Source organism: Rhizobium sp. Rhizsp42 (assembly GCF_047304155.1).
Classification (GTDB): domain Bacteria; phylum Pseudomonadota; class Alphaproteobacteria; order Rhizobiales; family Rhizobiaceae; genus Rhizobium.
The window spans coordinates 152,060-165,296 of the sequence record NZ_JBGLYS010000004.1 but is presented as its reverse complement, the minus strand read 5'-3'; the positions used below and the strand labels follow the sequence as shown (position 1 = coordinate 165,296).

General features: G+C 55.5%; 13 protein-coding genes. 7 read left to right on the top strand and 6 right to left on the bottom strand.

The window, feature by feature from the left end:
* The first annotated feature begins 63 nt into the window (after nucleotides 1-63).
* Together ACCD05_RS06695 and ACCD05_RS06690 are read left to right on the top strand one after the other, a co-directional pair.
* A complete protein-coding gene (locus tag ACCD05_RS06695; RefSeq protein WP_413391894.1) occupies nucleotides 64-720 on the top strand; it encodes a TetR/AcrR family transcriptional regulator in 657 nt (218 codons plus the stop codon).
* 208 nt (nucleotides 721-928) lie between these two features.
* Nucleotides 929-1,657 carry a hypothetical protein gene (locus tag ACCD05_RS06690; protein ID WP_413391893.1) on the top strand — a complete coding sequence of 243 codons (729 nt, stop codon included), beginning with the start codon at nucleotides 929-931 and terminating at the stop codon, nucleotides 1,655-1,657.
* 20 nt (nucleotides 1,658-1,677) lie between these two features.
* Here ACCD05_RS06690 and ACCD05_RS06685 read toward each other — a convergent pair whose 3' ends face one another.
* A complete protein-coding gene (locus ACCD05_RS06685; protein WP_413391892.1) occupies nucleotides 1,678-2,289 on the bottom strand; it encodes a DUF1684 domain-containing protein in 612 nt (203 codons plus the stop codon).
* 357 nt (nucleotides 2,290-2,646) lie between these two features.
* Between ACCD05_RS06685 and ACCD05_RS06680 the strand changes: the two genes are divergently transcribed.
* Nucleotides 2,647-3,048: a hypothetical protein gene (locus ACCD05_RS06680; protein WP_413391891.1), complete on the top strand. Its 402-nt coding sequence runs from the start codon at nucleotides 2,647-2,649 to the stop codon at nucleotides 3,046-3,048.
* A 500-nt stretch (nucleotides 3,049-3,548) separates the two neighbouring features.
* Here ACCD05_RS06680 and ACCD05_RS06675 read toward each other — a convergent pair whose 3' ends face one another.
* The 5 genes from ACCD05_RS06675 to ACCD05_RS06655 all read right to left on the bottom strand — a co-directional run bounded on the left by ACCD05_RS06675 (nucleotide 3,549) and on the right by ACCD05_RS06655 (nucleotide 9,592).
* The gene (locus tag ACCD05_RS06675; RefSeq protein ID WP_413391890.1) at nucleotides 3,549-4,469 is read right to left on the bottom strand and encodes a thermonuclease family protein; all 921 of its coding nucleotides are present in this window, start codon (nucleotides 4,467-4,469) and stop codon (nucleotides 3,549-3,551) included.
* Nucleotides 4,470-4,899: 430 nt separating this feature from the next.
* Complete coding sequence (locus tag ACCD05_RS06670) at nucleotides 4,900-6,417, bottom strand: sulfatase (protein ID WP_413391889.1); 1,518 nt, start codon at nucleotides 6,415-6,417, stop codon at nucleotides 4,900-4,902.
* 29 nt (nucleotides 6,418-6,446) lie between these two features.
* Nucleotides 6,447-7,277, bottom strand: coding sequence for a carbohydrate ABC transporter permease (locus ACCD05_RS06665; RefSeq protein WP_413391888.1), 831 nt, complete (start codon nucleotides 7,275-7,277; stop codon nucleotides 6,447-6,449).
* Nucleotides 7,270-8,184, bottom strand: a complete 915-nt coding sequence (locus tag ACCD05_RS06660) for a carbohydrate ABC transporter permease (RefSeq protein WP_413391887.1) — start codon at nucleotides 8,182-8,184, stop codon at nucleotides 7,270-7,272. Before ACCD05_RS06660 ends, ACCD05_RS06665 begins: the two co-directional genes overlap by 8 nt.
* A gap of 52 nt (nucleotides 8,185-8,236) precedes the next feature.
* Complete coding sequence (locus tag ACCD05_RS06655) at nucleotides 8,237-9,592, bottom strand: ABC transporter substrate-binding protein (RefSeq protein WP_413391886.1); 1,356 nt, start codon at nucleotides 9,590-9,592, stop codon at nucleotides 8,237-8,239.
* A 22-nt stretch (nucleotides 9,593-9,614) separates the two neighbouring features.
* Here ACCD05_RS06655 and ACCD05_RS06650 point away from each other — a divergent pair, with 22 nt between their 5' ends.
* The 4 genes from ACCD05_RS06650 to ACCD05_RS06635 all read left to right on the top strand — a co-directional run bounded on the left by ACCD05_RS06650 (nucleotide 9,615) and on the right by ACCD05_RS06635 (nucleotide 13,018).
* Entirely contained in the window at nucleotides 9,615-10,700 is a 1,086-nt protein-coding gene (locus ACCD05_RS06650) for a LysR family transcriptional regulator (protein ID WP_413391885.1), read from the top strand.
* 41 nt (nucleotides 10,701-10,741) lie between these two features.
* On the top strand, nucleotides 10,742-12,118 hold the full coding sequence (locus ACCD05_RS06645) for a sulfatase-like hydrolase/transferase (RefSeq protein ID WP_413391884.1): 1,377 nt from the start codon (nucleotides 10,742-10,744) through the stop codon (nucleotides 12,116-12,118).
* A 4-nt stretch (nucleotides 12,119-12,122) separates the two neighbouring features.
* Nucleotides 12,123-12,437 carry a hypothetical protein gene (locus tag ACCD05_RS06640; RefSeq protein ID WP_413391883.1) on the top strand — a complete coding sequence of 105 codons (315 nt, stop codon included), beginning with the start codon at nucleotides 12,123-12,125 and terminating at the stop codon, nucleotides 12,435-12,437.
* A gap of 371 nt (nucleotides 12,438-12,808) precedes the next feature.
* Complete coding sequence (locus ACCD05_RS06635; protein ID WP_413391882.1) at nucleotides 12,809-13,018, top strand: cold-shock protein; 210 nt, start codon at nucleotides 12,809-12,811, stop codon at nucleotides 13,016-13,018.
* Nucleotides 13,019-13,237 lie beyond the last annotated feature (219 nt).

Sequence of the window (13,237 nt, the reverse complement as noted above, 5' to 3'; positions counted from 1 at the left end):
AGCATCGACGGGACCGATTTGGGAAACTTGCAGCTTTCCAAATTTGATTTATTCTGATGGGGGATGGAGAAGAACATGGAAGCCAAGACTGCTAAGCGGTGCCGGGGTCGACCTCAGGTCAGATCGGATGACGAAACGAAGGAGGTCATCCTTACGGCGGCTGACGATCAGTTCAGGATCGCGGGCTACGCTGCCGCCAGTATCAGTGATATCGCGAAAACAGCTGGCGTCTCTACAAAGACGCTCTATCGCCTGTTCCCAGCGAAGGCCGATCTCTTTTCCGACGTGATCTCCATGAGGATCGAGGATTATCTGCTGGCTCTCGACACTGAGGGCATGGCAGATACGCCGCTGGTCGAAAGCCTGGAGAAGGTGCTGTCTGCTTACGGCCGCCTTACCCTGTCGGTCGATACCGTTGCCATGACGCGGCTCGTTTTCAGCGAGTATGGCCGCTTCCCAGAACTGGCGGCAGTCTTTTATGAGAAGGCTATCCGCCGCACAAGTATTGCTATCGAAGGCTGGCTGAAACACAGGGTATCGCTTGGCGAGTTGCGCATCGACAACATTCCCGAAACGACAGGCATGCTCCGTGGCATGATGGCCATGGAGCCCCAAAGAGCACTGATGCTTGGACGGATAGATACCATTAGCGACACTGAGATTACCGCCCGTGCGAGATCGTGCGCTGCACTGTTTTTGAGGGGCTGCTCAATCAACTGAGTGCCCGTGGTCTTGGGATCAAACTATCAAGAAAAACGGCTGTCGAAGGAGGGACCATTCGGATGGCTTTTCGTTATCTGAACGTCTCCAGTACGTAAGTTGTCACCATTCAATACGACCTATGTATGATTACTTCAGAGGCACCATTCGCGTAGCAACGACCGTTAGGATCTGTGCTCACAAGAGCCGCTGCAAAAGGATGCCTCAGATGACGTCGAAATTGCCGAAGAAAGCCGTGATCGCTGTTACAAGCCATAGTGCAAAGTTTTATCCGGACGGAGGCATTAACGGTGCCTTTTATACGGAAATCCTTCATCCTTACGTTGCTCTGACGAATTCTGGGTTCGAGGTCGATCTCGCTAGTGAAACAGGGACGTTGACAATCGACCCCTATTCCCTGAGCCCTCAGTTTATCTCGGGTGGCGACGTCGACATTGTGGGCGACACCGAACATCCGGTCAACAAGCTACTCAAAGGCGGCGTCAAGAAGGCAGCTGATCTGACCTCTGAAGATTACGGAATGTTCTTCGCGTCAGCTGGTTTCGCTAGTGTCTACGACTATCCGACCGCAAGCGTGTTGCAAAGCGTAGCGTCGGACGTTTGGGCACGTGGTGGGGTAGTGGCTGCTGTCTGTCACGGCGGAGCGATCTTTCCGGGCGCAATAGATGCGGAAACCGGTAGATCCATCGTTGACGGCCTTGAACTCACAGGCTTCTCAACAGAAGCTGATAAATTGGCGGGCGTGCTCGACAAGATTCACGAGGACGGCGTCCTTACAACCGAAGAAAGCGCGGTGAAGGCTGGTGGTCGTTACGTAGCGCCGCCTTCACCGTTCGATGATTTCTCGGTCACTAGCGGCCGTTTGGTTACTGGTGCGAATCCGTTCAGCGCCCATTCCACCGCCGCCGCTGCAATAGCAGCCTTTGAAGCGTTATGACGTTTCGCAGGGTATGTGCTTTACGCCGGTATTCGCTCTCCGCCCCGCACTGCTCCTTTCAGCCGATTGCCTGAGGGTGCGAGCGGGCAAACGTAACGTGCGGAGTAAGCGCACGACGGGAAGTAAGCGAAATTGAAATCCAGCACCATGGTGTGATCTCGGCGCATTGGACCGAGATCCGCTCCTTTGATGGTGTCGCGAAGATAGCGGCCGCCGCCGTATGTCTCGGTTCCTGAGGTGGCATCAGCGAACGGCAGAAAGACACCGCCGCCATAACCTTCAATCCAATAGAGGGTCAACTCGCCACCCAATTTATCCTCGAGCCCATTTGTTCGGGCGAAGGCGTGCACTGTTATCTGCCCGTCGTTTCCCGTCGCGATAGAAAATCGTTCTTCAGGAGGCGCAGTCAACTCCACGGTCAGACGGAGCGACGGATCGTACGGGAATATTGTGGGCCCCTGGTATTTCGCCTTTTCACCTGGCTCGATAGGTGATTGCGGATGGGACCGAAACAGCCTGCTTCGTGTGTCGCACCACATCCGCCATGCTGCTTCAGGATCTTCCAGGTGTCGTATGTCGTAATAGAGATTTGCGATCTTCTGCCGCCAGTCCCACAGTTCGACTTCGCTCATTGACATTACTCCCACTTGGACCCGTGTCGCGGGCATTGGTCAGCAGCACTGTTGTTGACATCCGCTCAGCGTTCCATCCAAGGGGTTGCCTAAGCCGCTGGTCGAACGCAAAAAATCAGAGTCATCCATGTCATAGGCATTACCGGATGGAAATGCGAAACATATGGCGTATCCGCGATCGACAAGATCCGAAAGGCGAAAGTGCAGGCGTTGAGCCTCAAAATCAAAAAGACAGAAACCCAAGCGAACCGCAGCACATGAGCAACGCCTAAAACAGCATTAACGCGCCGTTAACGGTCGCCGCCGTCACCGCTCTCGGAGGCGAGACTTTTCGGCGGACTGAACGTTTATAGGTCCATGACCCAACGTTACCTCGATTGGCTGGAAAACGCCCAAGTGGCACGAAGCTACCGCGCGATGTTTGCCCTTGCCACCGCGATTACGTCAGATGATACCACGCCAAAGGAGTTGCGACGCGTTGCGCGAAGAGTGACTAAGACGCTTGAGCCGGTGATAGACAAGCCGATTGCTAACGCCGCTGTCTTGAAGAAGGCTCACGATTTCTTTTTGCTACTGTCCGCTTCCCTTAAGAACGAGGTCAGTAAGACAGGATTTCACGTTTCGGAAGGCCCTGGCCGCGCGGAGCCCGAAAAGGAAGTGTTTTTCACGCCCATCAACCTCGGAGACGTTCTGGCAAAGTTGGGTGTTGTAGATCACGAAGCGGCCGGAGCAGGAAATCCATCGGTCGCCGCTTCGTAGTCCCCATTAGACATTTGTTTGACCCGTCTTACGCGCAACGAAGGCGGTGGAAAAGCATCGCCCGCAGAGGCGACTCCTGCGCAACACAAAACCGTATCGGTCGGATTCGTTACCTTATTTCCGCAGATAGCTCTTCTTCCCGCTATCTGTCATGCAATACCGCCCGCCCCGTGGTCCGGTGCAATAACTGCCCCCCCGGCAGGAGCAGTCGCCAGACGAGCTTGGCTGCATCTCTTCTGCATCAGAGCTCAGCAGTCCCGCCCCGCCCATCGCCGCTTCGCACGACTTCTTGCTGGCACTCACGGAGCCATCTCGACAAATAAAGGTCTCGCCTTGGCAGTGGTCGACCCCGCCTTTTCGTCCGCTGCAAGGCGTGTTCGCTTGTGACCCTTGAACCGCCATGGTCGCTACTAGGAACAGACTCGCGATTGCGATCTTCGCCTGCCGACGTCGGTGGGCTCTGATGTTCTGAATCCGATATCTTTGCGACATCATTCTATTTACCCGCACCAAGGTCGCGGGGTGGGCGGACAGCCGGTCGCCCCGCAGACAAATGGCACAGCTAGTCCTTCGCTGATCAAAATTTGCCCGACGTCGCGGCCGTCTACTTCAAGCTTACCGCAGCTCCGGCCGTAGTTGCATTTCTTCGTTCCTTGAGTGCCCGGCTTGCATGAGCAAGCTACCAGGCTTACGTCTGTCGTTGTCGCTTGGCCAACCAACTCCCACAACCGCTCAGAAGCACGGTTCCCCAGCATTGCTTCATTCGAGCACAACGGCTCGAACTTCTCCGGCGTATTGAACCCAACAAGCCTCACACGGGTGCCGTTACTCAAACGTATCGTGTCTCCGTCGGTGATCGTGAAATTTGCCTGGCCCTTTGAAGTTGGTGATGGGGCACTGGTCACGGACCTCGGCCCGCTTGAAGATCCTATATTGCCGCCCCCGCCGCCAAAAAAGCTTCCGATCAGGCCGACGAAGAGGATGCAGCCGAGGACAATGAGGAAGCTGCCTCGGCCAGCGCCAGCGATCGATCGAAAGGGATAGCGCGGCCGAAACGGGTTTCGGATCCGGAAGGGATTGCGCGGGCGAAAAGGATCGCGCACGCGGAAAGGACTGCGCTTGCGGGGAGATCTCTCGAATGGTGCTGACGAATAGCGATGGCCCGCTGGCTCTTGGCGCGGCTGACGCGGAGCTGTACTTGTCTGAGTGACCACATGCAATTTCGGCGAGCTTGAATGCTCATGTGTCAGACGCTTGAGTATCGCGAATTGTTTTTCACTGACCTTCGTTCGAACTCCATAGCGGTCCATCTTTTGGCGCATGTCGCTCAGAAATTGCCGTTGCCATTCAGTGGCGCGTTCGTCTTGCAACACCTCGCCGATGCGACGCCGAAAATAGGCAACGTCTTCTTCGCTAAGCATATCCTGCCCAATGCTCTCAATCCGAACGACTACGCTAAGTTGAAAGGCTTAAAATTTGGCCAACCGCTGCACCCAACAGACAGGCTCCACGGATCATGAGGGCTAGGGACGGTCTGCGGCTAATGCCGCCTGCTCAGTGAGCCGTGCAACTTCCCTAGCAGCTCGGTCTCGTTCATGCCGTCTCGGTATAGATAGAACGCCTGGCGGGCGGCCCAGATGGTGGTGTCTGCGTGACCGACATTCAGTCCGTTGTCTCGCGACCATCGTTCCACCACGCGGTGAATAATCTCTAGGTCGAATGGCTCGAAACGAAAATTGCTGTGTTCAGTCAAAGTCGCTCTGCTTGGTTGCTCGCTATCGACTGAAATAGGGCTGCCGGGCGAAAGAACCATCAAACGTGATCGCGGCAGGCGCGATCACCCGAAGCTCTCTACTCCGGTATAGGCAGAGGTGCCGTGCTGCCGTTACCAGAAATCTCCAGCCTCTCGAACGCCTCGCTCGGTGCCTCATTTGATCGCATCAGCGATGACATGAGCTCGATCATGCGTTTCTCGACAGCCGGATCGGCCAGCGGAGCAATTTGACCTGGATCGCTCACCAGATCATAAAGACGGGTATCTTTCTCAAGCAGAGCGCCTGGCCCGTAGTTCGCGTACATCGGCGAGCGCTCAATCACCGGCACCTTCAACAGGGGCACATTCTTTGTCCAACCGAACGGAGCCGCCAGTGTCGATGCCTGGAGTTCGTCGGGAGTGAACGGCTGGGTGATATGAGTAGGCATTAGCGTGTACTGGAATATCTCCTGGTTATCGAGGTCGGCTGGGAAACGGTGGTAGGTATAGCGGCCGTCAGTGACGTTGACGGCACCGCCAAAGTACCCGAATAGGACAGCCTCTCGCTCTCGATCACTCAGAAGCGAATATCCCTCGGTCTCCACAGGTGGCTCGACGCCATAAAGGTCGAGGAACGTAGGCCCGACATCGATGGATTGGGTCAGACGCGAGACGCGGCGAGCACCGGGATATCGTGGGTCGTGGATAAACAGGGGAATATGGACGATCTCTTCGTACATGTTCATCCGGTTCTTCGCCCAGAAATCATGTTCTCCGAGCAGGAACCCGTGGTCTGTGGTCACAACAAGGGCCGTGTCCTTCCACAGATCGTGTTCGTCGAAATAGTCGAGGAGCTGGCCGAGCAGAAAATCGCAGAGCGAGACGATTGCGTAATAGTTCGCGCGAAGTTCGTTTGCCTCCTCCGGCAACTCCTCCACTCTGCCATAGCGCGGCCAATCACGGATTGGGCCGTCCCAATTGGTCTTGAAGGGTTCTTTGAAACGGTCAGGAGCAAAGAACGGCTCGTGGGGATCGAATGTCTCAATCTGCAAAAGCCAGTCGTCAGCGTCACGGTTGATATCGAGAAATTCCAGGCCGTGAGCAAAGCACTGAACCGATGGAAAGTCCTTTTCTTCTTTGATGAATTCTCGGTTGATCATGTGCGGGCCGAACTTCCCACCACCCGACTGTTCCGCATGATATTTCTCGTGAAGCCGCTCCCAGTGCGGCTGCACCATGGCTTTCCATGGATCCGACTCCTGGCCTCTCACGAACTCGAATGTCGAATAACGATTGTGATAGGTCGCACCACCATCTTCCCAGTAATGATAGTGATCGGTGATCAGGTGAGAGTGAATGCCCTTGGACTTCAGCAATTCCGGAAACGCGTTATCAAACGGCTCTAGCGGCCCCCAACTGCGGTGAAGAAAAGTGAGACGGCCGGTCAGCAGGTCGCGACGCGCGGGCATACATGGCAGCGAACCGACATAGTGCTTGTCATACACACTTGTCCGTGCCGCCAACCGATCGAAATTCGGCGTCGGTATGCGAGCGCCACCGTAAGCTCCGAGCATATGACGGTTCAAAGAGTCAAAAAGAACGAAGACCGTTTTCATGATCTATCTCCAGTTAGAAATGCTGGGAGCTACTTCACAGCGCCCATGGTCAGGCCGCGAACAATGAACCGTTGTCCGATGAACATCATGAAAAGTGCGGGGATGGTCGACAGGATCGAGGCTGCAGCCATCTGGCCGTATTGAACCTCGTATTGCTGAGCGAAACGCGAGATCGCCACGGGAACGGTAGCCGTGTGGCGGCTCGTCAGCGTTAGTGCCACCGAGAACTCGTTCCACGAGAATACAAAGGCGAGGACGCCTGCCGCGATGAGGCCGGGGACAGCGAGCGGAAGGGCAATCCTCAGGAAAATCGACGGGCGTCGACATCCATCGACCATCGCCGCCTCCTCGATTTCCTGAGGAATCTCGCGGAAATAAGCCATCATCATCCAGATCGTCATTGGCAGGTTCAGCGCAATGTGGGTAAGGACAACAGCGCTGAGCGTCCCGGAAAGACCAATCTCACGGAAGATGAGATACCATGGGCCGACCAAGGTAAGCGGCGGGATCATGTTGAAAATGAGGGTCCAACCCAGGAAGATGCGAGAGATCAACGCTTTGGCTTTGAAGTGGACCAAAGAATAGGCGGCCAACGTTCCAATGATTAGAACGCCGATCGTCGACAGCAAGGCCACGATGACGCTGTTCCAGACGTTCTCAGGGAAGTCTGAGCGCCGGGAATATAGGACGTCCGCATAATTGAATGACGTGGGGTTGAAGATCCACGAGCCCTGCAAGATGTCGATTTCATACTTCAGCGACTGCAAAAACACCCATAGGAATGGCGCAAGAATGACGAATACGCCCAGCGCCAAAATCAGGTAGCCCATCAGGCGGCTTGGTCCTCTGAGATCAAGCATCTTTCGCCCTCACAAATCGGCCAGCGCGATGGGCCACCCAAATAAATGCGAGGGTGGCAGCTATCACGGCGAGTGAAAGCATGGACCCGTAGCCAAGGTCATTCTGCTGGAAATAGACCTTGTACAGATGAAGGCTGACAACCTCGGTAGAGGTCCCAGGTCCGCCTGACGTGAGAAGGAATATTTGATCGAAAACCTTGAACGCGAGGATGGTCCGAAAGAACAGCGCGACCAGGATTGTCGGCCAGATGAGCGGTATGATGATGCGGAAGATGATTGATCGGTTCGATGCGCCATCAATACGGGCTGCTTCGACCACGTCACTTGGCACGGCCTCAACCGCTGCGAAGAGGATGAGAAAGACGAATGGCGTCCAGTGCCACACATCAACGATCACGACTGAGAGCAAGGCAAGCGATGTCGAACCCAACCAGTTGACTGGTGGAAGTCCTACGGCGGTAATCGCCTGGTTCAAGACGCCGAAATCGAGGCTGTACATCAGCTTCCACATGGAGCCGATTGCCACCGGCGGCATGAGGATCGGAATGATTAGAACAGTGCGTATAAAGCCTTTTGACTTGCCAGTTGAGGAAACGAGAATCGCAAGACCGAGACCGAAGAAAACTTCAATCAAGACGCTGACCAAGGCAAAGACAGCTGTGTTTTTGAGAGCTATGCGAAAGATGTCATCGTCGAGAAGTTGCTGAAAGTTCTCACCCGGCGTGAAGCTCCAGATTTCGCTTGCCCGCTCGAAAGTGATTGTCGACAGGGCCATCGCAATAAGTTCGACGACGGGATACACCGTCAAGAGCAACAGGAAAATCACGGCCGGGGCGAGTGCCAGCCAATGAAAATGGCGATCCACGAAGTCGGAAACGGTTATCTTTCGATCAGAATGTGCTGTCATGAAATCAATCCGCAGCCGACCCCAAACGAGATCGGCTGCTGCCTGAGAGACCTTATTCGGCGAGTGCTTCGAGCTGTCCCGTCTTTCGACCGCCCTTCTTGAAGATAGCCTCGATATCTTTGGCAGCCTGATTGAGTGCTGCCGCCGAGGACAATTCCCCGATCAATGCCTGGTTCAACCGAAGGCCCAGGGCCTGATTGACGGCTGGTCCCTCTGAATAGCCAAGCAGCTGTTTTCCATATTTGATTTCTTCTTGGTAGGCTGGCATCCAACGAAACTTCGGCTGGTCCTTGAGGTCTGACGAAAAGACGTCTTCGCGGACGGGGATGCCGCCACCTTCAGCGTAAGCATACTGCGCCTTGTAAGTAAGGAACCACTTCGAGAAGGCAATCGCGCCCTTCTTGCCTTCATCGGATGCGTTCTTTGGCACAGCCAGAACCCAATTGCCTATCGCTACGCCCGGCTCGCCGTCGGCATTGGCCTTCGGAAGAACGGCAGCATTGACCTTGCCGACGACAGCTGACTTCTGTGGGTCGTCAAAGTTCGGGAACGCGGCGACGACTGCGTGTGCCTGCTGACCCTTGCCCGTCTGGACGAGCTGGATGAGGTCACCCTGCCCCAGCGACGCATAATTCTGTGGTCCGCAAGACTTCGAGACCTCGATGAACTTGTCGAGTGCTGCCTTCACCTCTGGGCTATTGATGGTGACGGTGAAGTCGCCGTTAGCAGCATCCTTTTCGATCGAACCACCATACGACAGCAGATAGGCCATGAAGTCGTAATAGATGGAGTCACCCTTTTCTCCGCGCTGAAGATAACCGTAGCTCTGGGGCGGGTTTTGCAGCACCTTGCAGTTGGCAAGCACCTCGTCGAAAGTCGTCGGGACCTTCAGCCCCTTCTCCTGGAAGACGTCCGCCCGGTAATAGTAGAGCTGGACGTTTCCGTTCGGAGAGTAGCCCATCAGCTTGCCCGATGCGCACGTCCGAAACTTCTTGGCGTCGTCCCAGCAGCCACTGTCGCCAAAGGCATAAACTTCCTTCGGAACTTGAAACTCGGGATCTATCTCATTTAGAGGCTGGAGAAAACCGCCCTGGTAGAATTCCACGGTGGAATTGCCGTTGATGTTGACGAGATCATATGGGCTGGTGTCCCCACTCCGCACGGCAGACCTTGCCTTCTCAAGCATTCCGTCGAACGGAGTGACCTCAAGATCGACCTTGTTGCCCGTCTGCTCCTCATAGAGGGCAACCACATTCTCAAAACCCTTGTACCAAGGCGATGCATTGATCAGGATCGTGATTGGCTCCTGTTCACCGACGTCCAGAAAGCTGTCGTCCGCAGTTGCATGCGTGGCAAACGCTGCTACCGTTCCGGCGGCAAGCAACGCCGCAAAATCCCTGAAGTTCATGGTTTCCTCCGTCGAAATCCGAATGGATGCGATTAAGCCGACAAACCTGGTCGTGTTAAAGCAAGAGTTTTCTACCGAGCCGCCATCTAGCGAAATTGCTGACGCTGATTTGCGCGCCAGCGAATGTTATCGATCATGTGCGATAACGTGGAGGAATACCGTGGATAGGACGCTGCTTGCTTTCCTTATCGTGGCCGATGAGGGCAACCTCACATCGGCCGCTGCAAAAGTTGGCTTGACTCAGCCCGCTTTGACCAAGCTCATCCGGCGGCTGGAGCGCGACTATGGTGCCCTTCTCTTCGAACGAACATCGCGCGGCATGAACCTCACCCGTGCCGGAGCGAAGCTACGCGAGCGGGCTAGGCGTATCGAAGTGCATTATCGCCAGTCTCGGGAAGAGATACGCTCGATGGTAACCGGCACCCTGCCGCACTTCTCGATTGGGGCGGGAGCCGCCTACCACATGGAGATAGCGCCCGATTTGTCACGCATTCTCTCCGATGAGTTTCCGGAAACCAAGATCCGGCTGGATTTCAATGTCGCCGACATGACACTGCCGCGCCTAGTTGCCGGAGAGGTCGATCTGATGCTCGGGGCTATTCACGACCGTCCGCCCGAAGGAATCGAAACCGCCGAGATTATCAAGGTCGACATTGTGCCTTATTGCCGGAAGTCCGATCGTCTTGCTGATCTGGAAATTGTTCGCCCTGAGGATGTCAGCAACCGTCGCTGGGTCATTTATCGCCGGGATGACGCCATCGTATCGCGTATGACAAGCTTCTTCAGTGACAACTGCCTGCCTCCGCCTGACATCGCGATGGAGGTCGAGGCATTGGCCGCGAGTTTTAGGATCGTCGGCAGTTCAAGTAAACTTACACTCGCTCCGCTTTCCCTTGCCAATGTTGCCGAGCAATTTGGCTTGGTGCCTCTCCATTTTGAACAGCCGATCTGGAGCTTCGGATCTGGAGCTTGGTACAGAGCTTCGTCGCGCGAGTATCCGATCATGCGTCGAGCCCTCGATCTTCTCCCGCAACTCGCAAGCGAAACGATTGCCATTCCCGCGAGTTATGGACGCAGGTTTGCGAAGTCATTTCCTCTTTCAAGATGAATTCCATAGTTTCGCGCCAAATTCCAATTTGGAGCACCCCAATGCGTAAGCCCAATGTCATCGTCTTCTTTACGGATCAGCAGCGGCACGACACCACCGGTGTTCACGGCAATCCAATGGGGCTCACGCCGAACTTCGATAGACTGGCGACCAAGGGCACTCACCTGTTCAACTCCTTCACGAGCCAACCTCTTTGTGGACCTGCCCGCTCGTCCATGCAGACGGGCCAATTCGCAACACAGACTGGAGTATTCCGCAACGGCATCCCGTTAGCCGATGACGCGGAGACCATCGCAAAGGTCTTCGCAAAAAATGGCTATAAAACGGGTTACATCGGCAAGTGGCACCTTGGGGGCTCTGACCCTGTTCCCAAGGAGGAACGCGGCGGCTACCAGAGCTGGCTAGCAGCCAACCTGCTGGAATTCACCTCCGACGCTTACGATACCGTAGTCTACGATGTCGACGATCAGCGAAAGAAGCTTCCTGGCTACCGCGTTGACGCGCTGACGGATGCCGCGATCCGCTATTGCGACGATCACCAGAACGATCCCTTCTTCCTGTTCGTATCCTTCTTGGAACCGCATCATCAGAACCACACGGACGCATACCCAGCCCCCGACGGTTCCCGCGAAATGATGGATGCCAAGACCTGGACGCCACCAGATTTGGCGACACTGAAGGGCACCAGCACGTGGCATCTAGGCGGCTACTACGGTATGGTGAAGCGCCTTGATGAGGCGTTCGGACGATTGGTGGATGCTCTCAAGAGCCTCGACCTGCTCGACGACACCATCGTCATGTTTACCTCTGACCACGCCTGCCACTTCAAGACGCGCAACAACGAATATAAGCGTTCCTGCCATGAGAGTGCCGTGCGCGTTCCTACGATGGTCATCGGCCCTGGTTTTGAAGCCGGAGGGCAAGTTCGCGCCCTGTTCTCTACCATCGACGTCGCCCCTACCCTGATCGATGCGGCCGGTCTCCAAGTTCCGGACGCGATGACGGGAAAATCAATCTTGCCTGCCATTCGAGATCATCGTGCGCCATGGAGGGAGGATGTGTTCTTCCAGATTTCGGAAACGGAGACAGGCCGCGCCGTTAGGACGCATCGCTGGAAGTACGGCGTGACGTCAGCGTACGACAAAGACGAGCCCCGGTCCGATATCTACAAAGAGGCATATCTTTACGATCTCGATAATGACCCCTACGAAATGGTCAATTTGGTGGGCCTGACGTCATTCCGGGAGGTGTCTGACGATCTCAAGGCAAGGCTGCTGCGCTGGATTGCGGAAGTAGAAGACGGCCATCAGCCAGAAATCCAAGACGCGAAACCGCGTTTTCCGCGCCAGTTCCGCCTACACGCCAGCGACCTCATCGATGCGGTGGATCGGGAGAGGGACGTCGATCCATTGGAATAGGGGCATGCAAAGCTTTCAATTCAAGGCCGCTGAACCAACGCTTGACGCCGCTTCAAATATCTCGAACCATCATGATATCGAGACTTGGAATACGCGCATGCCTGTGTTCACCGCTGAGCTATCGCTCGCAGCATCGATTGACGTGATCGCAAATTCTGAAGATGACGCACTGCAGAAAGCAGTCGCGGCTCACAAAGCGGGTATTGACCCCGCCCAGGCTTGGTTCGGCGACCAGATGTTCTACCATCCCGACTTTACTCGCGTCGATTTCGACGGCGAAGAGAAGGTGTCGCGCATCGGCGTCTCGCCAAGCATGTAGTAGGCATCGCGCAAAAGAGACCGGGGTTGCTACGGCAATTGGACAAGGCACCGGCAGTTTGGGTGCCTTGAGTGCGCGAGGTCGGCGGCTCGCGAAGGCGCGCGGATCACGTCGCCGTCTCCCCCTACCGCTCCCAGCCGTCAAATGCTGATCGTTACAGGCATCGAGACAAGTTTGCCTGGGCCTTCTTCTCGCGACCGTCCCCAGCGATTTTTGAGGTCGCCGATGTGCCCCAGAAGCCCCTTCTGGGCGGCGGCACTCCCCAGTCGCCAGCTTCTGCGCAACCCCATGCTTTGATCGGCTTTGTGCTTGCATGGTCGAGCGTTTGAAGCCATCTTATTTTCGAAATCAGGATAATCGAGGAAACACGCATGGCTTCCGGGACAATCAAGTTCTTTAACGCTGACAAGGGCTTCGGTTTCATCTCGCCTGACAGCGGGTCAGCAGATATCTTTTTGCATATCTCGGCTCTTCAAGCCTCCGGAATTCAGACATTGCGTGAAGGTCAGAAGGTCACGTTCGACACGGAACCCGACAAGCGCGGCAAGGGACCGAAGGCTATCAATATCGAACTGTCCTGAAGGTCCGCGAACCTAGAGCTTCCCTGCTGACGAGTGAAGATCCTTGCTTGTGGTTCGATAGCACGACGGACGGCTGAAACGTTTTCTACACGAAGCAGGGACAAACTCACACGCTGCCCAGCCTGTTGTTAGGCCAAATCCCGCCTCGCTGCCAAATGGGCGGTCGATGAACGAGGCTGCCGTTTTGGGCTGCTTCAATCCGGTCCGAGTTTACGTCGA

Bases quoted from the DNA above. Each gene is read 5' to 3' on its own strand.
- ACCD05_RS06640 (WP_413391883.1), top strand. From the start codon at position 12,123: ATGCAAAGCTTTCAATTCAAGGCCGCTGAACCAACGCTTGACGCCGCT.
- ACCD05_RS06685 (WP_413391892.1), bottom strand. From the start codon at position 2,289: ATGAGCGAAGTCGAACTGTGGGACTGGCGGCAGAAGATCGCAAATCTC.
- ACCD05_RS06675 (WP_413391890.1), bottom strand. From the start codon at position 4,469: ATGCTTAGCGAAGAAGACGTTGCCTATTTTCGGCGTCGCATCGGCGAG.
- ACCD05_RS06645 (WP_413391884.1), top strand. From the start codon at position 10,742: ATGCGTAAGCCCAATGTCATCGTCTTCTTTACGGATCAGCAGCGGCAC.
- ACCD05_RS06635 (WP_413391882.1), top strand. From the start codon at position 12,809: ATGGCTTCCGGGACAATCAAGTTCTTTAACGCTGACAAGGGCTTCGGT.
- ACCD05_RS06670 (WP_413391889.1), bottom strand. From the start codon at position 6,417: ATGAAAACGGTCTTCGTTCTTTTTGACTCTTTGAACCGTCATATGCTC.
- ACCD05_RS06655 (WP_413391886.1), bottom strand. From the start codon at position 9,592: ATGAACTTCAGGGATTTTGCGGCGTTGCTTGCCGCCGGAACGGTAGCA.
- ACCD05_RS06660 (WP_413391887.1), bottom strand. From the start codon at position 8,184: ATGACAGCACATTCTGATCGAAAGATAACCGTTTCCGACTTCGTGGAT.
- ACCD05_RS06690 (WP_413391893.1), top strand. From the start codon at position 929: ATGACGTCGAAATTGCCGAAGAAAGCCGTGATCGCTGTTACAAGCCAT.
- ACCD05_RS06695 (WP_413391894.1), top strand. From the start codon at position 64: ATGGAGAAGAACATGGAAGCCAAGACTGCTAAGCGGTGCCGGGGTCGA.
- ACCD05_RS06665 (WP_413391888.1), bottom strand. From the start codon at position 7,277: ATGCTTGATCTCAGAGGACCAAGCCGCCTGATGGGCTACCTGATTTTG.
- ACCD05_RS06650 (WP_413391885.1), top strand. From the start codon at position 9,615: ATGGATGCGATTAAGCCGACAAACCTGGTCGTGTTAAAGCAAGAGTTT.
- ACCD05_RS06680 (WP_413391891.1), top strand. From the start codon at position 2,647: ATGACCCAACGTTACCTCGATTGGCTGGAAAACGCCCAAGTGGCACGA.